We start from the raw sequence: 21371 nt of genomic DNA, 5'->3' as shown, positions 1-21371 counted from the left end.
ACTTGCTCTACTCTTCCGCCATGTCGTGGACGCGTAAGGTCCGAACGGCCCTCCTCCCGCTCGTCGCGCTGGGCGCGCTGCTGCTCACCGCCGCCCCCGCCGCCGCGCACGAGGAGCGCCCCGTCGAGTTCCCCGACGGCACCGGCAGCGTGCCGACGTACCGCGAGGAGGAGCCCGACCTGCTGGTCTGCAAGCCCGGCCGGGCGGACTTCGAGGCGCGCGTCGCCGACTTCCCCGCCGCCCTGCGCGAGCGCAACCTCCGGCTGTACGAGCGCTGCCGCGACCGCGGCTTCGAACATCTCCAGCAGGCCGTCGACGCCGTCGACGAGCCCGGCACGACCATCGCCGTGCTGCCCGGCGTCTATCTGGAGGAGCCCAGCCGGCCAAAGCCCACCGGGGCCTGTGCCCGGCTGAAGGCGCCGCGGTCCGACCTCGGCTACCAGATCCTGTCGTACGCGCAGCAGAAGCGCTGCCCGCACAACCAGAACCTCGTCGCCGTCATGGGCAAGCGGGACCTCCAGATCGAGGGCACCGGCGCCGACCGCGGCGACGTCGTCATCGACGGCCAGTACCGCAAGCTCAACGTGATCCGCGCGGACTCCGCCGACGGCGTCTACTTCCGCAACTTCACCGCCCAGCGCTCCACCTTCAACTCGCTGTACGTGCTGGCCGCCGACGGGTTCGTCATCGACGACGTGCTCACCCGGTGGAACGACGAGTACGGCTTCCTGACCTTCGCCTCCGACCACGGCCTGTACCGCGACTGCGAGTCGTACGGCAACGGCGACTCCGGCATCTACCCGGGCAGCGCCTCCGACATCAACGACGGCCGCGGCTACGACGTCCCGCGCTACGCCATCGAGATCACCGGCTGCCGCAGCCATCACAACATGGTCGGCTACTCCGGCACCGCGGGCGACTCCGTCTGGGTGCACGACAACGAGTTTGACCACAACATGGGCGGCGCCTCGATGGACAGCGCCTTCCCCGGCCACCCCGGACTGCCGCAGAACCACGCGAAGTTCGAGCGGAACCTCATCCACGACAACAACCAGAACTACTACCCGTACGTCGCCGACGGCACCTGCGCCAAGCCGCCCGCCGAGCGCGGCTACGAGCAGGGCGTGGTCTGCCCGCAGATATCCATGCCGCCCGGGACCGGCATCATCACCGCGGGCGGCAACTGGAACCTCTACCGGGACAACTGGATCTACGGCCACCAGCGCGCGGCGTTCTACCTCAACGCCGTGCCCGCGTTCATCCGCGGCGAGGGCGCGCCGGGCAAGCAGCTCGACACCTCGCACCACAACCGCTACGCCGGCAACCACCTCGGCGTCGACCGGGCGGGCAACGAGCGGCCCAACAAGACGGACGTGTGGTGGGACGGGCAGGGCGAGGGCAACTGCTGGCAGGGGGACGCGGGCGCGAGCAACCCGCGCACGCTGCCGGAGTGCGGCCCTCGGCCCGGCGACGTCTCCGGCGGCTCGGACCGGATCGTCGGCGAGCCGGTGAAGCTGGCGCAGTTGCTGGTGTGCGCGGAGTACGACGTGCAGGCGCGGAAGCTGCCGGCGGGGTGCGACTGGTACGGGGCGCGGGGCATCGAGCGGATCGAGGTGCAGATCGCGCTGGCCGTGGCGGTGCTGCTGGGGCTGGTCGGCGGGGTGCTGTGGTGGCGGCTGCTGCGCCGCGACGCGATCGCCACGGTTGCCGCGGCGGCGGGGGCGGCGGGGCTGGTGCTCGACGTGGTGGGGTCGGCGAGTTCGTACGCGCACACCTGGGTGCCGGTCGCCGCGCTGGTGCTGACGGGCGCGTGGTGGACGGCGACCGGGCTGCGGCTACGGGCCCGACCGGGCCCCCGGCGGCCGGGGTTCACGGGGGTCACGGTGGCGATGGGCGTGCTGACGCTGCTGGACGCCTTCGACAAGTCGGTGCTGCTGATCCCGTGGATACCGCTGAGCCCGGCGTGGCTGCGGATGCTCCTGGGGCTGGTGTGGGTGGTCTGGGCGGTGGTCGCGGTGGCCCGCGTCGCACCCGCGACGGACCCGGCGGCCGGGTCCGCGGCGGATTCGACAGGAGGCCCCGCGGCGGATCCCGGGACGGAACCCGGGGAGGGCCCCGAGGGGAAGGCCGGCCCGGAGCCGCGCCGCCCCGCCGCCGGTCCGGCCCCGGAGGCCGGCCTCGCATGAGCCGCCGCTCGCCCTCCCCCGCCGCCCGGCTCGGCGCCGCCGCCGCGGTGCTCCTGCTGGCGCTCGCCGGCGCCGGCTGCTCCCGCGGCGACACCCACCACGAGCCCGGCACCGGCCACGAGGTGGCCACCGGGTCCGTACCGCCCGCGACCGACGTGCCCGACCGCGGCGCCAACGGCTCGGACGCGGACGTCGGTCCGGCCGCCGGCACCACCGTCGAGATCGCCGTACGGGACGGGCGGGTCACGCCCGCGCCCGGACGCGTGGAGGTGGGGCTCGACGAGCGCGTCACCCTCCTCGTCACCAGCGACACCGACGACGAACTCCACGTCCACGGCTACGACGAGACCGCGGAGCTGCGCGCGGGCGAGCCCGCCGAGCTGGCGTTCACCGCGGACCGCACCGGGGTGTTCGACGTCGAGACGCACGGCTCCGGTCTCGTCCTCACCCAGCTCATGGTGCGCTGATGCCGCTCGCGCACGGCGTCGGCGGCACCCAGGACCTGCCGATACCCGCCTTCTACGCCTACGCCGGCGGCTTCGCCGCCCTGCTCGTCTCCTTTCTCGCCCTCGGCCTGCTGTGGCCCGAGCCCCGCTACGCCGGCGCCACCGCCGGCGGCCCCCTGCCCCGCGCCGTGCAGCGCCTCGCCGCCGCGCCCGCCCTGCGCCGCACCGCCGCGGGCGCCGGCCTCGCCGCCGCCGCGTTCGTCGCCGGCCACCTGCTCCTCGGCCCCGACGACCCCGCCCGCAACCCCGCGCCCGGCGCCGTCTACGTACTCCTGTGGGTCGGCCTCGTCCCCGCCTCCCTCCTCCTGGGTCCCGTATGGCGCCTGCTCAACCCGCTCCGTACGCTGCACGCCCTCACCTGCCGCGCCCTCGGCCGCGACCCCGCCGCCGGCCGCCCGCTGCCCGCCCGGCTCGGGTACCGGCCCGCCGCCGCCGGGCTGCTGGCGTTCACCTGGCTGGAGCTGGCCGCCCCCGAACCGGCCGCCACCGCCGCCCTGTCGGCCTTCCTCGCCGCCCACGCCGCCGTCCAGCTCACCGGCGCGGCGGTCTACGGCGACCGCTGGTTCGCGCGGTGCGACCCCTTCGAGGCGTACAGCACCCTGCTCGCCCGCCTCGCCCCCGTCGGCCGCCGCCCCGCCGACGGCGTGCTCGTCCTGCGCTCCCCCCTCGCCGGCCTCGACGCCACCCCCGCGCTCCCGGGGCTGACCGCCGTCCTGTGCGTACTCCTCGGCTCCACCGCCTACGACGGCTTCTCCGCCTCCCCCACCTGGATTGACACCCTCCAGACCGCCTCCCTGGGCCGCACCGCCACCGCCACGCTCGGCCTGCTCGCCGCCGTCGCCCTCGTCGCCGCCCTGTACGCCGGGTGCGCGGCGGCCGTACGCCTGGTCTCCGGCCGGCTCGACCACCCGCTGTCCGCCTTCGCCCACTCCCTCCTGCCGATCGCGCTCGGCTACCTCGTCGCCCACTACTTCACGCTCCTCGTCACCGAGGGCCCGCGTACCGTCGCGATCGCGTCCGGCACCGACGACCCGCCCCCGGCCGACCCCCCGCTCTCCCCCGGCGGCCTCGCCGCGCTCCAGGTCACCGCCGTCGTCACCGGCCACGTCCTCGGCGTCGTCGCCGCCCACGACCGCGCCGTCCGGCTCTTCCCGCCCGCCCGCGCGGTCGCCGGCCAACTGCCGCTGCTCGCGCTGATGGTCTGCTACACGGTCGGCGGCCTGACCCTCCTGCTGGCCGCATAGCACGGGAGGTCCGGCACCATGGACGGCGTGAGCACCCCCTCCCTCCGCCGCACCCCCGTCCAGCAGCGCAGCGCCGAGCGGCTGGCCCGGATCCTCGACGCCTGCGCCGAACTCCTCGACGAGACCGGCTACGAGGACCTGACGACCAGCGCCGTCGCCGACCGCGCCGGCGTCCCCATCGGCTCCGTGTACCGCTTCTTCCCCAACAAGCGGGCCCTCGCCGACGCGCTCGCCGCCCGCAACCTCGACGACTTCACCGGCCGCGTCACCCGCCGGCTGGCCGCCGAGCCCGCGCAGGCCGGCTGGCGGCGCATCCTGGACTCGATGCTCGCGGAGTACGTCGCGATGATGCGCACCGTCCCGGGCTTCGCGCAGGTGGACTTCGAGGCGAACGACCCGGTGGCGGCCCGGCTGTGCGACATCCTCGCGGAGCGGCTGTCCCTGCCGGTGACCGCTTCGCTCCAGCGCTCCTGCCTGGTGGCGGTCGAGGCGGCCGACGCGCTGCTCCAACTCGCCTTCCGCGCCGACCCGGAGGGGGACGCGGCGCTGCTGGCGGAGACGCGGACGCTGCTGCACGCGTACCTGTCGCGCACGCTGGACTAGGGCGCCGGGGCGGTGGACGGGGCGGTCACCCGGCGGCGGGACGCGGAGGCGCTGCCGGCGGGCCTGCGCGCCTGGCTGCCGCGGCAACGCTGGTTCGCCGGGAAGGACCGCCCGGTCACGGGGCTGTCGCCGGTGTCGTCGGCCGAACTCCTCCCCGGCGTGCTGCACCTGCCGGTCCGCGTACGGCAGCCGGGGGCGGAGCCCGGGGACTGCTATCAGCTCCTGCTCGACGTCCGCCGCCCGCCCGCGGTCTCGGACGCGCTCCTGGACCCGCGGACGGCGGCGCTGCTGCTGGAGCGGCTGCGGCGGCCGGGGCGGACGGGGCCGATCACGTTCGTACGCGAGGGGTGGGCCGGCGCGCACGGCGCGGGCGGGCTCCCGGCCCGGCGGCTGGACGCGGAGCAGTCCAACTCCTCGGTGGTGTACGGCGACCGCTTCGTCCTCAAGGTCTTCCGCCGCGTCCACCCCGGCCCCAGCCCCGGCCTCGAAGTGCCCTCGGCCCTGGCCCACGCGGGCGGCGCCCGGGTGCCGCCGCCGCTGGCGTGGTTCGAGACCCCCGCGCTCGCCGACGACCGCGGCTCCCCCGCGACCCTCGGCGTGCTCCGGCCCTTCCCGGCCGGCGCCGCGGACGGCTGGAAGCTGGCGGCCGAAGCCCTGGCGGCGCGCGAGGACTTCGCGCCGTACGCCCGCGCGCTCGGCCGGGCGACCGCCGAACCGCACGCGGCGCTCGGGCGCGCGCCGCCGGTGACGGTGCTGGGCGCCCCGCAGGCCGCGGCGCTGGCCGCCGCGATGACGCCGCGGCTGGCGGCCGCCGCGGCGGCGGTCCCGGCGCTGCGCCCGTACCGCGGCCGGCTCGGCGAGACGTACGCGGCGGTGGCGGAGCTGGGCGCGGCGGGCCGTACGTGGCGGGCGCAGCGCGTCCACGGCGACCTGCACCTGGGCCAGGCGCTGCGGGGAAACGCGCGACGGCCGCTGGTCGTTCGTCGGCTTCGAGGGCGAACCGGAGCTGCCCCCGCCCGCCCGCCGCCGCCCGCACCCGGTGGTCAGGGACGTGGCGGGGATGCGGCGCTCGTTCACGTACGCGGCGGCCACGGCGGGCGCGGACCCGTCGTGGGCGGACCGCTGCGGTGCGGAGTACTGCGCGGGCTACGCCGGGGCGGCGGGCGCGGACCCGCGCGGGGAGGCGGAGCTGCTGCGCGCGTACGTGGCGGACAGGGCGGTCCACGAGGTCGTCTACGAGGCCGGGAACAGACCGGGTCGGCTGGGCGTCCCGCTGGCGGCGATCGCCGGCCTGGCCACCTGAGCCGCGAGGCGGGGAAGCGGGTTCAGCCGCCCAGGACCGCCTTCACCTCGGCCCGGCGCCGCGGTGCGTCGTGGCTCTCCACGTACCACTCGAACTCCGCGTCCACCAGGCTCCGCGCCAGCGCCAGGTCCGGCTCCGCGCCCTCCGCCCGCAGGTGGTACGGCGGCGGGTAGTAGCAGTCGCCCACGAACAGGACGCCCTCCGACGGCACCGCGACGACCGTCGAGTCCGCGGCATGGCCGCCGCCGACGTGCCGCAGCTCCACCGTGACTCCCCCGAGCCGGATCGGGCGGCGGCCGGTGAACGTCTCGTCGGGCGGCACGATCCGGAAGCCGTCCCAGCCGTCCCAGCCGTCGCGGCCGTCCCCGGCCATCGCGCGCGAGCGCGCGCGGTAGCTCGGGACCAGCCGCGGGTCACGGGCCATCTCGGCCCGCAGGTACGCCTGTGACCACGGCTTGCCCGCCTCGGCGCGCAGCGCGTCGGCCGTCAGCTCGTGCGCGACCACCGGCACGCCCCACTCCTGCGCGCCCCAGACGTGGTCCCAGTGGTGGTGGGTGTAGGCGAGGCGCCGGGCCCGCGGCAGGCCCGCGCCGCCGAGGGCGTTGCGGACCCGGCGGGCCAGCGCCGGGCTGTGGCCGGCGTCGACGAGCAGGCAGCCGTCGTCCCCGGCGATCACCCCGACGCACGCCTGGACCCGGTCCGGGTCGGGGTGGTGCGGCCACAGCCACACCCGCTCCGTGATCCGGATCAGCGCCGGCGCCGCTTCCGCCATCTGCCCGCCTCCCTCTCGCCCGCAGGACCAGGACCCGGACTATATGCCGGGTCCGGCCCCGGCCGCCCCGGCGCTACGGGGACTCGGCCGCCGCGAGCAGCGCCCCCGTCAGCGCCGAGAGCGCCACGGCAGTCGGCAGCCGCGGCTCGGCGGCGGCACCGAGGTCCCCGGGGCCGGCGCCCGGCACCTCGACCGCCGGGACCAGCACGTCGAGGTCGCCCACGACCCGTACCCCCGACTTCCTGATCCCCGCGACCATCTCCGCGCTGACCTCCGCCGCCGCCCGCCGCGCCCAGGCCGGGGTGGCGATGCGCTCCGCGTCGCCGGTCGGCACGTGCGCCCGGCGCATCCGACGCACCAGTTCCTCGCGGACCAGCTTGCGTTCCACCGCCGGCCGTTCGGCCCGGGAGAGCCCTCTGTTCACCAGCCGCAGCAGCTCCACCTCCCCGGCGGTCAGCGACCGGTTGGTGAACCCGTCCTGCTCCGGCACCAGCAGCCCCGCCGGCAGCCCGAGCAGCCCCTCGAAGGCGCGCAGGTGCGCCAGCGGGTCGGCCGGGTCGACGACGACCACCGTGAGGTTCTCCGCGCCGGCCACGTCCGCCCAGCGCGCCACCAGTTCGTCGTGCCGGTGCCGCCGCCAGAACGACGGCGTCGGCTTCCGGTACGGCGGCTTGCGCAGCATGCCGTCGAGCCACTTGCCGTACGGGTGGTGGTGGCCGGACTTGATGTACTCCTGCCACTGCGACGGCAGGATCCGCACCAGCGGCCGGAGCGTGACGGCCACGTGCACCCGGTCGCCGCCGAGCCCGTCGACCACCGCGCGGGCCGCGGCGGCGTCGGCGTTGGCGAAGCGCTCGCTGCTGACGACGACCCGGCGCCGCCGCCCGGCGGCGGCGACCTCCGCGCACAGCTTCTCCCAGTGCGCCATGCTCGGCGCCTCCAGGCTGTGCACGGGGGTGCCCCCGGCGATCGCGGCGGCGGCGTGCGCGGGCTGCCGCGCGGCGCCGGCGTACCGTACGCCGTGCGCCGCCAGCGCGCGCCGCCCGCGGTGGAACGCCCCCTGGAGCGTGGTGGTGCCGGTCTTGTGCGGCCCGATGTGCACCAGCCGGGTACCCGGCGGGAGCGCGCCCTGCCGCCGCGGCATCAGCCCCGCCCGCCCCGGCCCTTGAAGACCCCGCCGAGCCGGGCCATCGGCCGCTTGTCGCGGGCGGTGACGCGCCGCTCCAGTCCGGCGAGCCGCTTCTCCAGCCGCTCGACCTGCCCGGTCAGCTCCTCGTTGCGCTCCTTCAGCTCCGTGGACCGCCGCACCGCGGCGTCCAGGCGCTTGCGCGCGGTTTCGGCACGCTCGTGCAGCCAGGCGAAGCGGAAGCCGTACAAACCGTCGTCGGAGCCGTCCCACAGCCGCATCGAGGGCGGCAGGTCGAGGCCGGCCATGCGCTTCTCGAAGGCGGCGCCGCGGTCGCCGTGGGTGTAGGTGTTCCGCAGGTCGTTGCGGTCGAGGAAGCGTACGAAGCGGTCCCAGCGCTCCTGGTGTCCGGTGTGCAGCCCGGCGAAGTCGGCCTTCTCGTACAGGTCCGCCGGGTCCATGTCGGCCGGCTGGTCGGCCAGCATCTCGTACGGGATGCCGAAGTAGCGGCAGAGTTCGAGGGTGCGCGAGTCGTGGACGAGGACGACGGCGGGGGTGCCGGCGAGCAGCGCGGCGATGTTGCCGTGGATGCGGGTGCCGAAGGCGAAGTCGTGCTCGCGCAGCTCCGCGAGCCAGCCGTACGGGTCGGTGGGCACCCGGGTCCTGCCGTCGCGCACCAGGCTGTGCGCGGCGAGGGTCGGCAGCTCGGGGGTCAGCCCCCGCTCCGCGGAGGTGTCGCCCCACAGCAGCATCTCGGCGTCGGTGAGGTTCTGCGCGTAGTACGTGAGGTCGTCGAAGCGCTCGTACGCGCGCTGCGCGATGGCCGCGATCGGGCCGACGCGGACGGCGTCCGGCGAGACGTTGATCGCGATGCGCGAGGCGTCGGTGATCCCGGCCTCGGGCCGGCGGATCTCGGGGAAGGTGTCGCCGTGGAGGAACATCGACGGGCAGCCGATGATGTCGACGTCCTTGAAGCCGAGGCCCTTCAGGTAGCCGGCGGTCAGCTCACCGCGTACGCCCACCGACGCGGACCGCTTGAGCACCGCTTTCATGAACCGCTTGACCGACGGCTCGATCGACTTCAGCCGCTCGGTGTCGTAGTCCGCGCCGACCTGGGCGCCGACGCCGATGACGACGACGGGGATGGTCAACTGCTCGATCAGCCGGGAGAGGCGGTTGAGCGACGCCTCGAAGGACGGACGGAAGGCGTTGGCGAGCGGCACGACGAAGACGTCGTACTCGTCGTTTATCTGCGCCGCGCGCTCCTTGGAGTAGTCCGTCTTGATGCCGTTGGAGGTGACGGCGGTGTCGGGGGCCAGGAGCAGCTTGTGGGCGGCGTCGCTGAACAGCAGGTTGCCGGAGTTGGTGCCGATGAGGTCCTGCTGGACGACCTCTGTCCGCGTCGCGACGTGGAAGGGGCTCTTGCCGGAGCGGATCAGGATGTTCTTCATGGTGGGGGTGTTCCCTGTCGTGGAAGCGTAGTCAGAGTGCGGGGCGGCCCATGGCGCGGAACGTCCAGCCCGCGGCGCGCCAGGGCGCCGGGTCCAGCGTGTTGCGGCCGTCGATCAGGTGCGCGGTGGCGGCGGCCCGGGCGAGCCGGTGCGGGTCGAGGTTGCGGAACTCGCTCCATTCGGTGAGGTGCAGCACGATGTCGGCGCCGCGGACGGCGTCCTCGGCGGAGTCGGCGTAGCGCAGGGTGGGGAACTCCCGGCGGGCGTTGCCCATGCCCTTGGGGTCGTAGACCGTGACCTGGCCGCCCTGGAGGTGGATCTGCCCGGCGACGTTGAGCGCGGGAGAGTCCCGTACGTCGTCGGAGTCCGGCTTGAACGTCGCGCCCAGCACGGCGATCCGGCGGCCGAGGAAGGTCTCCCCGAGCGCCTCGCGGGCCAGCTCGACCATGTGCGCCCGGCGGCGCATGTTGATCGAGTCGACCTCGCGGAGAAACGTGAGCGCCTGGTCGACGCCGAGTTCACCGGCGCGGGCCATGAACGCGCGGATGTCCTTGGGCAGGCAGCCCCCGCCGAAGCCGACGCCGGCGCGCAGGAACTTCTTGCCGATCCGGTCGTCGTAGCCGATCGCCTCGGCCAGCTTCACGACGTCGCCGCCCGCGGCCTCGCATATCTCCGCCATGGCGTTGATGAACGAGATCTTCGTCGCCAGGAACGCGTTCGCGGAGGTCTTCACCAGCTCGGCGGTCGGGTAGTCCGCGACCACGAACGGCGTGCCGTCGCCGACCGGACCCGCGTACACCTCCCGCAGCAGCTCCTCGGCGCGCCCGCCGGCCACGCCGACGACGATGCGGTCCGGGCGCAGGGTGTCCTCGACGGCGAAGCCCTCACGCAGGAACTCCGGGTTCCACGCCAGCTCGGCCTGCTCACCGGCGGGCGCCAGCTCGGCCAGCCGGCGCGCCAGCCGGGCCGCGGAGCCCACCGGCACCGTCGACTTGCCGACGACCAGGCACGGCCCGGTCAGCCGCGGGGCGAGCGAGTCGATCGCGGCGTCGACGTAGCTCATGTCGCAGCCGTACTCGCCGTGCTTCTGCGGCGTGTTCACGCAGACGAAGTGCACGTCGCCGAAGGCGGCCACCTCGTCCCAGTCCGTGGTGAAGCGCAGCCGCCCGGTCGCACCCTCGACCCCGGCGACGTGCTTGCGCAGCAGGTCCTCCAGGCCCGGCTCGTACATCGGCACCCTGCCGGCGGACAGCAGCTCGACCTTTTCCTTCACGACGTCCAGGCCGAGCACCTCGAAGCCCAGCTCCGCCATGGCGGCGGCGTGCGTGGCACCGAGGTAGCCCGTGCCGATCACAGTGATTCTCAACGACATCCGTGCGGGTCCTTCTGGTTATCGGCGGATTCGGCGGAGACCGCGCCTGGCGGCGCTCCGCAGCGGGTTGGTGGCGCCGTCCCGGCCTCCGGGGGAGGCGTCGGCGGGCGCCGGCTTCGACGCGGGGGCGGTGGCGGCCGTCGCGGTGGCGGTGGACGTGCCGGGCCCGGAGGAGTTCGGCCCGGAGACGTCCTTCGCCGCAGCGGCGGCCCCCGTATCGAGCGCGGCGGCCTCGGCGGCCTCCCTGGTGTCGAGCGAGGACTGGGCGAGCAGTGCGCCGATGACGGCCTGGGCCGCCGCGGCGGCCGGGATGGTCGCCTCGGGCGGTGGCCCGGCCGGCGCGGCCGGGCGTTTCGCGAGCGACGGCAGGTCGCCCACGACGTTGACGCCGAGCCGGGCGATGGCGGCGGTCATCCGTTCGGCCAGCTCCGTGGCCTCGGCCACCGCCCACTCGGGGGTGGTGACGCGCGCCTCGTCGCGGCCGGGCTGGTACTTGTCGCGCATCCGGCGCAGCGCGCCGGCCCGTACGACCTTGCCGTGCCGCTCCACCGACCAGCCGCGGCGGTGCGACTCCTCGTTGAGCAGCCGGATCAGCTCGGCCTCGCCGTGGGTCATCGACCGGTTGTCGCGCTCGTCGTAGACGAGGAACCCCGGGGGCAGCCCCGCGAACTCCTCGAAGACGCGGAGCTGCATCTGCTGGTCGGACTCGTCCTGGATCAGGACGGTCAGGTTCTCCGGGCCGGCCGCCGCCGCCCAGCGGGCGATCAGCTCGTCGTGCCGGTGCCGACGCCAGAAGCTGGGCGTCGGCTCGATACACGGCTCGCGGTGGAACATGGCCTCCAGCCAGTCCTCGTACGAGAGGCGCAGCCCGTTGCGTACGTACTGCTGCCACTGCGACGGCAGGATCTTCAGCAGCGGGCGCAGCGTGACGACGACGTGCACCCGCCCCCCGCCGCCCAGTTCGGCGACGACCTCGCGGGCCGCGTCGTCGCCGGCGTTGGAGAAGTACTCGGTGCTGATGACCGTGCGCCGGTCCGCGGCCTGCTCGCACTGGCGCACCAGCCGCCGCCAGCGCTCCATGCCCGGCCGGTCGCGCTGGAGGAACACGTCCAGCTCCTCGCGTACGGGCGTGCCCGCGGGGCCCGGGAACTCCACCCCGATCTTGGCGAGCGCCGCCGCGACCGGCTGCCGCTTGCTGCCCGCGTAGACCACGTCGTACGCGGACAGCCGGTCGCGGGCGCTGTGGAAGGCGCCCTGGAGTGCGGTGGTGCCGGTCTTGTGCGGACCGATGTGGAGGAGGCGCCCGCCGCGTGGCACCGTGGGCACCAGCGTGGGCGGCGTTGGCTGCGTCGGCATCAGAAGTCCTTGTCTCATCCGACGCTCCCCGGCAACTGGTCGTCCAGCCAGTCCGTGAGCGTCTGCATGTACGTCTCGGTGATGTGCTCACCGGCCCGGTACACGATCACGTTGCCGATGACGGCCGGGCAGGTGCCGTCGGGGCACAGCTCGGGGGCGAGGTCGATGACGCGGACCCCGGACTGCTTCGCCGCCTCGGTGGTGACCTGCTCGTATCCCATCCCCTCGCGCAGCGGGAACGCGCAGTCGGTGAGTTGGTCGGTGGCTCCCGACACGCACGAGGGTATGTCCTGCGGCGGGTACGGGATGTCGGCGAACGCTGTGACGTCCGCCCCGTTCTCCTCCAGCTCGCGCAGCGTGGCGGACATCCCGTCGCGCAGCGCGGCGGTGTTGGCGTCGCCGTCGAGCTTGTCGCCGCCGCGCATCGCCGCCTGGTCGTCGCGGTTGCCGACGAGCACGAGGTCGGCCTCCTCGTCGGCGATCAGCTCCACCGCGGAGGCCCGCCAGTCGTCGCACTCGGTGTAGTCGCGCTCGTACTGCCGGTTGTAGATGGTGACCTTGGCGGGGGTGCAGGCGGACTTGGTGAGGATCAGCAGCCGCCAGCCGCGCTCCTCGGCGACGGTGATCAGCGCCGGGGCGTACTGCGCGGCGTGCGAGTCGCCGAAGAGCGCCACGGTGGTGTCCGACTTCTTGTCGCCGTAGACGCAGCCCTCGGCCTCGGTGTCGCGCTGCCCGGCGTGGCAGCCGTTGCCGTACACCGCGCCCTCGTCGGCGTCGGCGTCCTCGGGCAGCGGGCTGAGCACGGAGGCGGACTCCTGGACCTTCGTGGAGTCCTTCAGCGCGGCGGCGCCGACGGCCTGGGAGGGGTCGGCGAGCTTCATGGTCGGGGCGGTCGCCCAGGTCAGCCAGCCCAGCAGGGCGCCGGCGACGGTGCAGGCGACGCCGAGGACGAGGCCGCGGCCCACCGGCGCCAGCGCGCCCGAGACCCGTACCGGGTTCTCCACCAGCTTGTGGGTGAGCGCGGCGGGCACCCAGCTCGCCGCGACGACGACCGCGAGCTGGGCGGTGGAGATGCCGGGCCACTTGACCGTCGCGAAGGCGACGGCCGGCCAGTGCCACAGGTACCAGGAGTATGAGATCCGCCCCACGTACCGCATCGGCGCGGTGCCCAGCAGCTTCGCGCCCACCGTGTCCTGCGCCGCGGCGCCGGCGGCGATGACCGCGGCGGCGCCCAGCACGGGCAGCGCGGCGGCGGAGCCGGGGAAGGGCGTCTCGTCGGAGAAGGCGAGCGAGGCCACCGCGATGCCCGCGAGCCCGCCGGCGGCCAGCACGCCGGCGAGGCGGGCCGGCAGCCGCCGCCAGGCGTCCGCGGGCACCAGCGCGACCAGCCCGCCGACGGCCAGCTCCCAGCCGCGGGTGAAGGTGGAGAAGTACGCGGCGCCGGCCTCCTCCTGCGTGAGGTGGACCGAGTACGCGAACGAGGCCACGGCGATGACGCCGAGCGCGACGGCCAGCCGCGGGCGCACCCCCTTGCCGCCGCCGCGCTTGCACCACCAGCCGATGGCGATGATCAGCAGCGGCCAGACCAGGTAGAACTGCTCCTCCACCGCCAGCGACCAGAAGTGCTGTACGGGGCTGGCGTCGGCGCCCAGCGCCGAGTAGTCGACCGCGAGCGACGCCTGCTGCCAGTTGACGACGTACAGCGCCGCGGCGGCCAGGTCCTTGGCGACCGTCTTGCGCTCCACCGGCGACATCAGCAGCCACGCCAGCAGCGCGACCGCCGCGAGCACGACGGCGGTCGACGGCAGCAGCCGGCGGGCGCGGCGGGCGTAGAACCCGGTGAGGGAGATCCGCCCGCTGCGCTCCAGCTCGCGCACCAGCAGCCCGGTGATCAGGAAGCCGGAGATGACGAAGAAGACGTCCACGCCGACGTAGCCGCCGGAGATGAGCGGCACGCCCGCGTGGTAGAGCAGCACCACGCCCACGGCGACGGCCCGCAGGCCCTCGACGTCGGGGCGGAACCCCCGGCCGTGGCCGGTCGCACGGGGCGCTTCCGGCTCGGACCGGCGCTCGGTCGGATCGTGCGCTTCGAGCGCCGGGGCCTGCTGGCCGTGCATCAACCCTCCGGGTGACGGTACTGGTGGTGTCGGGTACGCCGGGACGTCACTTGCGCGCGGCGAGCCGGGACGTGGCGGTGCGCAGCACCGAGACGAGGTTCCGGCCGGCCGGCGGCCCGTCCGCGGCGCCGGCCGCGGCCGGCCCGGCGGGGCGTACGGGGACGGACCAGTTGAGGCCGCCGGCGCGCACGGTGACCTTCGGGGTGAAGGCGTCGCGCCGCTTGCGCGCCTCGCGCGGCAGCCGCAGCCGGGCCCGGTACGTCCGGGTGGCCCCGGAGGTCCTGCCCGGCCGGGCCACGGCGGAGGCGACCACGCCGGTGGGGCCCTCGACGTCGAGCCGCACCCCGTCCGCGGGCAGCCCGGAGACGCTGCCCCGCACGTCGACGACGAGTTCGTCGCGGCGCGTCATGCTCTGGGCGGCGGCCTCGAACCGCTTGGCCGCCTTGTGCTTGATCTCGCCCAGCTCCAGCGTGAGATGGCCGGTGGAGCGGATCGCGTAGAGGGTGAAGACCTGGCCGGTGCCGGCGTGCGTGGGGGCGACGTGCATCGCGGGCTGCTTGGCGAGGTTGGCGTTGTTCCGGTCGCCGAAGCGGGTGGCGTTGGCGTCGCCGCAGGCCAGGGAGAGGTCCCAGAGCGCCTCGGTCAGCGGCTCGCCGCCGCCGGCGGTCGCCGGGTCGAGGTCCAGCCGGAAGTCCTGGTAGCCGGCCTTGTCGTGCGCCTGTCCCAGGGACAGCGGCAGCCGGTGCCGGACGATGCCGCCGCGCTGCTTGAGCAGCAGCTCCGGCGGGGCGTTCCAGCCGTCGGGGCCCGGGGCCTTGATCTTCCCGGCGAGGTGGACGACGCCGGTGGCGGCGTCGAGTTCGGCCTTGCCGATACGGAACGGAATGGGCAGTTCGTCCGTGATGTCGTAGAACGAGTCCGGGATGTTCCTGGCGGGGTCGCGGAAGAAGGGGTACCGGGCGTAGACCCGCCCGTTCTCCACCAGGTGTTCCGCATCCTGGTCACCGAGCTTGCGGTGGTACTTCGAGGCCGTGAGCAGGTCGTCGAGGTCGCCGCGGCGCACCAGCTCCATCAGCAGCCGCTCCACGACGGACAGCCCGGCCGCCGCGCCCTCGGTGTACCACTGGTCGAAGAGCCGGCGCATGTCCTCGAAGGCCGCCTTGCGGTCCGACGCGAGCTTCTCGCGGCGCAACTGGCGGATGGTGTGCGGCAGGTCGATGTTGTAGTGCCGGGCCAGCAGGTGGTCGCGGCGCGGGCCCTCCGGCACGTACTCACCGACCAGCTCGAACATCGCGCGCAGGAAGCGGATCCGCGGCGCGGTGCCCTTGGTGACGGAGGTGTTGTTGCCGCCGTCGTCCCGCTTGACCCAGTACACGCACTCGTAGTCGCCGATGACGCTGATGCCGTCGGCGTTCAGATAGGCGGCGCTGGTGAACGGCTGGTCCTGGCCGACCTTCAGCTCGGGGCGGAAGCGCAGCCTGTGCTGCTCGACCAGCTCGCGCCGGAAGAGCTTCATCGGGTTCAGCGTCCAGTAGACGCGGGAGCTGAACACGTCGGTACGGGCCAGGTTCTGGTGGTACATGGACGTCGGCGCGTTGCGGCCGTTGACGCCGATCATCTTGCCGACGACCACGTCGGTGCCGTTGGCGTCGGCGGTCTCCACCATCCGCGCCAGCGTCTCGCGGCCGAGGTAGTCGTCGGCGTCGAGGAAGAACACGTAGCGGCCGGTGGCGCGCTCCAGACCGACGTTGCGCGGGCCGGCGGGACCGCCGGAGTTCTCCTGGTGGATGACGGTCAGCGCGGGGTTCTCCGCGGCGAGCCGGTCCAGCTCGGCGCCCGTGCCGTCGGTGGATCCGTCGTTGATGACGAGGATCTGGAGCCGGTCGGTGCCGATGGTCTGCTCCAGCACCGAGGTGACGCTGCGGGTGATGTAGGGCATCGAGTTGTACGCGCCGGTGATCACCGTGACGTCGGGTATGTGTCCGGCCTCGGCCGCGGGGGTGCTCATCGTGCGGGTCTCCTTAGACGGCGCGCTCTAGGTTGCGGCGCTCGGACTTCTCCGCCAGCGCCCGCACGGCCTCGCCGAAGCGGACGACGGACGCGGGCTCGTCGGGTCCGAGCAGGTATTCCTTCAGCTCCTCGCGCGCACCGCGCAGCGGGTCGGCCGCGGGGGCGGGGACGGCGGCGAGCAGTTCGTCGATCCTGGCGGCGTCGGGGGCGAGGATGACCGCCGCCCGTACCGCCGTGTTCTGGCGCTTGAACTCCTGCTCGCCCAGGCCCGCGGAGTCGGTCACCGCGTACGGCTTGCCGCTGGCGATGAAGTCCGACACGACGCTGGAGATGTCGGAGACCATGCCGTGGGAGACGTTGAAGCAGTCGTACAGCCGCGGCCGGTCGCCGGTCACGACCCGGTGCTCCCACCAGCCGAAGGAGCGCCAGTAGGCGTCGTTCCACTCCTCGCGCAGCCGGGCCACCTCCGCCTCGCGGGCGGGGTCGACCACGGCGTCGCGGGAGGTCTGCGCCTCGTCGGCGGCCTCGTCGGTGAGCCGGCCGAGCCGTTCGAGCTGCGCCTCGATACGCACCAGCTCGGCCCGCGCCGCCTCCCGCTCGCCCTGCCCGGCCGCGGCGGCCCGCACCCAGCGGGGGTCGGCGGCGCGGCTCGTACGGGCCCGCTCGACCATGGCGACGATCCGCTCGTGCGCGGCCTTGGCGAGCGGGCTCACCATGCCGGTGAACGGGTGCGGCTTGTACAGCACGCGCACCGGCGGGTCGGCGGCCAGCAGCCGGCGGACGATGTTCTCGCCGGCCAGCATCAGCGAGGTGTTGCCGGGGTCGTCGGTCCAGCCCTCCCACGTCGGCGCGTAGAGGATGGTGGGGATGCGGTCGGCCGGCGGCGCCTCGGCGGGGCGGATCGGCGCCAGTTGCGGGCGGCCGACCTCCACGATGGCGTCGTCGCGCACGCCCACGTCGGCCAGCGCGTAGCGGTCGCGGCCCGCGCGGCCTGCGGTCCACACCTCGTCGTAGACCTTGGCGTACGGGTTGATGCTGGCGACCTTGTCGCTGTCGCCGTGGCCGATGAAGACGTGCTTCATCGTGGGCACCCGCAGCAGGTGGATGTTCTTGCCGACGTTCGCGGGGTAGAGCGCGACCCGTACCGACGACAGGTCCATGTTCATCAGGTGCACCGCGGACGGCACGCACGCCACCGGCACGGTGGTGGAGGCCAGGCCCGGCAGCGTGTGCTGCTCGCGCACGATGAGCAGCGGGCGCTCGTCCAGCTCCTCCAGCGTCTCCAGCCACATGTTGATCTGGTACGTGGACTCCTTGGTGCCGGAGAAGTAGAGCACCAGGGTCGGCCGGTAGGCGCGCAGCCACTCGTCGAACCACTCCAGCACCGCGTCCCGCTTCGGCGGCAGCCCGCCGGGGCGCAGGTGGTACGTCACGGCGACGATGTACAGCAGGGTCAGCCCCAGCGTCACGCCCATGCCGGCGTAGCCGTACGCGCCGCGGCCGGTCTCGGCGGCGACGAGCACGCCGACGACGGCGAACAGGTCGAGGTGCTGGACCTTCTCCGCGGCGCGGTGGGTGAGCAGCCGGGGCGCGGCGTCGGAGATGCCGAGCGGCGCCAGGTCGATGTTGCGGGTGACGACGGGCAGCTTGCGGCGGTTGCGCAGCAGCGTGAGCAGGCCGCTGTGCGGCGCCTGGAGGGTGGCGACGAGAGCGAAGCAGGCGATGGCCTCGTAGCCGAGGGTGTCGCCGGCGACGCCCATCCGGGCCAGCAGCAGCACCAGCAGCAACTGCCGCAGCATGAAGCGCAGCGTCAGGCCCGCGCGGGCGCGCGAGAGCCGGTTGAGCAGGTAGGCGTTGCGGCGGTGCAGGAAGTGGTCGGAGACGTAGCTGAGGGCCGCGACCGCGGCGAACATGCCGAGGCTCGGGACCAGCGCGGCCACGAGCATCAGCGGGTACGAGGCCAGCATCACCGCGGCGGCGGCGAACTCCGCGCCGGTGCCGACGCGGACCAGGCGTATGAGTGCCCCCGTCACCGCACACCCGCCTCGGTGCCGTCCTCGCTGCGGTCGAGCACGGCGGCCAGCGCACGGTCGACGCTGGAGCCGCGGGTCGGGTCCTGCTGGCGGACGTCGATGACGTGGCCGGTCATCTCGGAGAGCAGCACGTCCAGGGAGGTGCGGGCGACGGCCTCCGAGGCCAGCAGTGAGCCGGGGGGCTCGTCGCCGAACGCCTTGGTGCGCATCGGGGTGGCGGTGCGCTCGGGGTTGATGCAGTTGACGCGGACGCCGTCGCCGGCCCACTCGTCGGCGAGCGCCTGGGTGAGGTTGACCACGGCGGCCTTGGTGGAGGAGTACAGGCTGTACTCGGCCCGGCCGCGGGTGTAGCTGCTGGAGGTGTAAAGGAGCAGTTGGCCGCGGGTCTCGGCGAGGTACTTGTGCGCGAACCGGGCTATCTGCACCGGCGCGAGGTAGTTGACCCGCAGGGCCTCTTCGAGGGCGGCGTCGTCGGTGTCGGCGAGCCGGCCGATGCGCAGCACGCCGGCGGTGTTGACGACGTAGTCGATGCGGCCGGTCTCGTCGTAGGCGCGGCGCAGCGCCTCCTCGATGTCGGCCGGGTTCTCCACGTGGGTGCCGGTGGAGGAGCGGCCGAGGGCGTAGACGTTCGCGCCGTAGCCGCGGGCCAGCTCGCAGATGTCGCCGCCGATGCCGTACGAGCCGCCGAAGACGACGAGCGTGCGGCCGTCCAGGAGGCGGCGGTGGGCCTCGTCGTCGCTCTGCTCGGGGGCGGAGGTGGAGGCGAGCTGGAAGAGCTTGTCGGCGATGAAGACGTCGACGGGGTGGGTGACCTTCATGTTGTACTCGTCGCCCGCGACCACGTGGATCGGCACGTCCGGCAGGTACTTCAGCACCACCGAGCAGTCGTCGGTGGCCTGGAAGTTCGGGTCGCCCGCGGCCACCTCGTACGCCCGCCGGATGGTGGAGAGCTTGAACGCCTGCGGCGTCTGCCCGCGGCGCAGCCGGGAGCGGTCCGGGACGTCGGTGATGAACTCGCCGTCCTCGCCGTGCCGCCGGGTGACGATGATCGTGTCGGCGGAGGGGATGGCGACGTCCACGGCCCGGTAGCGCTCCAGGGCGGCGACGCAGTCGGCTATGACGCGGGCCGACAGCAGGGGGCGTACGGCGTCGTGGAAGAGGACGTTCGCGTCCTCTCCCTCGGCGAGGCCGGCGCCTATCTCGGCGATGGCGCGCTCGGTGGTCTCGTTGCGGGTGCCGCCGCCCTCCAGCACCCGCCGCACCTTCGTCAGCCCGGCCTTGGCGACGATGCGCTCGACGTCCTCGACGTAGCCGGGCGCCATCAGGACCAGGATCTCGTCGACGCTGTCGGCCTGCTCGAAGACCGCGAGCGTGTGCTCGATCACGGTCTTCCCGGCGATCTTCAGCAGTTGCTTGGGTATGGAGAGCCCCACGCGTTGCCCCGTGCCGCCCGCCAGTACCACGGCGGTGGTTCGGGTGGCCTGGCCGGACGTACTCGCTGTCGGCTCCGTGGGGGCGCCTGTCGACACTGCTGCTCCTGGGTGGTGATCGTGAGCGTCAACCGAATTCGGGGTGAATTCGGCTCGACTGGAAGACATCCGAATGATGCGCAAAGTTGTACCCGGTTACGAGCTGAGCACGAGATCGTCACCTCCCCGTGATCAGGATGCCGGGCGGACCGCTTCCCGGCCGCCCCGGCCCAGCCACGCGAGCAGCGTCCGCGCCGGGTTCGTGCTCTCCACCCGTACCGCCTGGATCGGCAGCTCCGACCTGCTGTTTCCCGCGACCCTCAGGGCGAGTTGCCACACCCCCGGCTGGGGCAGGCGGATACGTGCGGTGAAGGCCCGCTTGCCATCCGTACCGGCGCCGGAAGCGGCGTCCGCGGAGGGCGCCGGCAGGGCCACCACCACCGTACGCCCGTCGCTCTCCCGGGTCGCCGTCAGCTCCAGCGCCACGGCGGGCAGCCGCGCGCGGCGGCGGCCTCGGACCGATAACACCCGGGCGTCGCGGCGGTCCTGGGTGACGGTGACGGTTCCGGGCCGCACGAAGGAGCGCGCGCCGACCTGGCGGGTGACGTCGAACACGGCGTCGGGCAGGCCGAGGCGGGCGTCGCGGAAGTACGGGTAGTGGGCGAAGACCCGGCCGCCCTCGACGGTGAAGTCGGCGGGCGCCAGCCACTGCACCGGCTTGGCGCCGCCCCCGGCGTCGAGGGCCTTGCGGCGCTTGCCGATGTAGCGGACGACGGCCACCGACTCCTCGTACAGCCCGCGCCGCACCAGCTCCCCCTGGAGCCGCACGATCGCCGGGAGCTTCGCCATCGCCGCCTCGCTGTACCAGCGGGCGACGGGCTCGTGCAGCGCGGCGAACATCCGGCGGGAGCGCTCGGGGTCGGGCTCGCGGCGCACGCCGCGCAGGGCGCGCTGGAGGTTGACGCCGTAGAGGCGGGTCAGGAGGTGGTCGCGGCGGGGGCCCGCCGGGGTGTTCTCGCCGACGAGCGCGAACATCGCGGGCAGCGTGCCGGACGTGGTCGGGCCGGTGCGGCCGGCGGCGGCGGGACGGGGCTCCTTGCGGATGGTGGTGGTGAGGTTGCCGCCGTCGTCGCGCAGGACGTAGTACACGCAGTCGTAGGAGGCGAGCACGGAGATCTTCGCGGCGTGCAGGTACGCCTTCGTCACGAAGACCTGGTCCTCGCCGGTGCGCAGGTCCTCGGGGAAGCGCAGCCCGTGCCGCTCGATCAGCTCGCGGCGGAACAGCTTCATGGGGTTGAGCACCCAGAAGATCCGGGAGGAGTACAGGTCGGCGTCGGGCTGGTCGCGCTTGAACATCGACATCGGCGGCTTCCGCCCGCCCACGCCGACGAGCTTGCCGAGGACGACGTCCGAGCCGTTGTCGTCGGCCATCGCGGACATCCGCTGGAGCGCCTCGGTGCCGAGGTAGTCGTCGGCGTCGAGGAAGAACACGTACCGGCCGCGGGCCAGCGCGATGCCCGCGTTGCGCGGGGCGGCCGGGCCGCCGGAGTTCTCCTGGTGCACGACGCGCACGCGCCCCGGGTACAGCCGTGCAAACCGGTCCAGTTCCTCCCCGGTGCCGTCGGTCGAGCCGTCGTCGACGGCGACGATCTCGACGGCGTCCGGCGGCAGGCTCTGCCCGAGCACCGATTCGACGCACCTGGTGAGGTACGGCATGGCGTTGTACGCGGCGATGACCACGCTGACGTGCGGATGATCCACTGGCCCCCCAGCCCGTTCCGGTTGATGCACACGGAGACCGGTCCGGGGGGCCAATGGTTGTC

At 74.0% G+C, this 21371-nt stretch carries 14 protein-coding genes and 1 pseudogene; 5 read left to right on the top strand and 10 right to left on the bottom strand.

Going from position 1 to position 21371, the window contains the following annotated elements:
• The first annotated feature begins 20 nt into the window (after positions 1-20).
• The 5 genes and pseudogenes from QBL21_RS08040 (at position 21) to QBL21_RS08020 (ending at position 5842) form a co-directional block, all read left to right on the top strand.
• Positions 21-2186: a right-handed parallel beta-helix repeat-containing protein gene (locus QBL21_RS08040; RefSeq protein ID WP_407561311.1), complete on the top strand. Its 2166-nt coding sequence runs from the start codon at positions 21-23 to the stop codon at positions 2184-2186.
• Positions 2183-2653: a hypothetical protein gene (locus tag QBL21_RS08035; protein ID WP_407561310.1), complete on the top strand. Its 471-nt coding sequence runs from the start codon at positions 2183-2185 to the stop codon at positions 2651-2653. Before QBL21_RS08040 ends, QBL21_RS08035 begins: the two co-directional genes overlap by 4 nt.
• Positions 2653-3936: a hypothetical protein gene (locus tag QBL21_RS08030; RefSeq protein ID WP_407561309.1), complete on the top strand. Its 1284-nt coding sequence runs from the start codon at positions 2653-2655 to the stop codon at positions 3934-3936. Before QBL21_RS08035 ends, QBL21_RS08030 begins: the two co-directional genes overlap by 1 nt.
• A gap of 18 nt (positions 3937-3954) precedes the next feature.
• Positions 3955-4539, top strand: coding sequence for a TetR family transcriptional regulator (locus QBL21_RS08025; RefSeq protein WP_407561308.1), 585 nt, complete (start codon positions 3955-3957; stop codon positions 4537-4539).
• 12 nt (positions 4540-4551) lie between these two features.
• Positions 4552-5842, top strand: a pseudogene (locus tag QBL21_RS08020) (maltokinase N-terminal cap-like domain-containing protein).
• A gap of 22 nt (positions 5843-5864) precedes the next feature.
• Here the strand turns inward: QBL21_RS08020 and QBL21_RS08015 are convergent.
• From QBL21_RS08015 to QBL21_RS07970, 10 genes are all read right to left on the bottom strand, one after another.
• On the bottom strand, positions 5865-6614 hold the full coding sequence (locus QBL21_RS08015) for an MBL fold metallo-hydrolase (protein WP_407561307.1): 750 nt from the start codon (positions 6612-6614) through the stop codon (positions 5865-5867).
• Positions 6615-6687: 73 nt separating this feature from the next.
• The gene (locus tag QBL21_RS08010) at positions 6688-7758 is read right to left on the bottom strand and encodes a hypothetical protein (protein WP_407561306.1); all 1071 of its coding nucleotides are present in this window, start codon (positions 7756-7758) and stop codon (positions 6688-6690) included.
• Entirely contained in the window at positions 7758-9191 is a 1434-nt protein-coding gene (locus tag QBL21_RS08005) for a polysaccharide pyruvyl transferase family protein (protein WP_407561305.1), read from the bottom strand. Before QBL21_RS08005 ends, QBL21_RS08010 begins: the two co-directional genes overlap by 1 nt.
• Positions 9192-9222: 31 nt before the next feature.
• Positions 9223-10563, bottom strand: coding sequence for a UDP-glucose dehydrogenase family protein (locus tag QBL21_RS08000; protein WP_407561304.1), 1341 nt, complete (start codon positions 10561-10563; stop codon positions 9223-9225).
• Positions 10564-10581: 18 nt separating this feature from the next.
• Positions 10582-11919, bottom strand: coding sequence for a hypothetical protein (locus QBL21_RS07995; protein ID WP_407561303.1), 1338 nt, complete (start codon positions 11917-11919; stop codon positions 10582-10584).
• Between the two features lie 14 nt (positions 11920-11933).
• Complete coding sequence (locus QBL21_RS07990) at positions 11934-14036, bottom strand: acyltransferase family protein (protein ID WP_407561302.1); 2103 nt, start codon at positions 14034-14036, stop codon at positions 11934-11936.
• 46 nt (positions 14037-14082) lie between these two features.
• On the bottom strand, positions 14083-16044 hold the full coding sequence (locus tag QBL21_RS07985) for a glycosyltransferase family 2 protein (RefSeq protein ID WP_407561301.1): 1962 nt from the start codon (positions 16042-16044) through the stop codon (positions 14083-14085).
• 13 nt (positions 16045-16057) lie between these two features.
• Complete coding sequence (locus QBL21_RS07980; protein WP_407561300.1) at positions 16058-18079, bottom strand: hypothetical protein; 2022 nt, start codon at positions 18077-18079, stop codon at positions 16058-16060.
• Complete coding sequence (locus QBL21_RS07975) at positions 18076-19608, bottom strand: SDR family NAD(P)-dependent oxidoreductase (RefSeq protein WP_407561299.1); 1533 nt, start codon at positions 19606-19608, stop codon at positions 18076-18078. The genes QBL21_RS07980 and QBL21_RS07975 overlap by 4 nt, the downstream gene beginning before the upstream one ends.
• A gap of 132 nt (positions 19609-19740) precedes the next feature.
• The gene (locus tag QBL21_RS07970) at positions 19741-21309 is read right to left on the bottom strand and encodes a glycosyltransferase family 2 protein (protein WP_407561298.1); all 1569 of its coding nucleotides are present in this window, start codon (positions 21307-21309) and stop codon (positions 19741-19743) included.
• Positions 21310-21371 lie beyond the last annotated feature (62 nt).

It is taken from the genome of Streptomyces sp. 184, assembly GCF_045781775.1.
Classification (GTDB): domain Bacteria; phylum Actinomycetota; class Actinomycetes; order Streptomycetales; family Streptomycetaceae; genus Streptomyces.
Note: the sequence above shows the minus strand (reverse complement) of the source record. Positions and strands in the feature narration are given on the sequence as shown.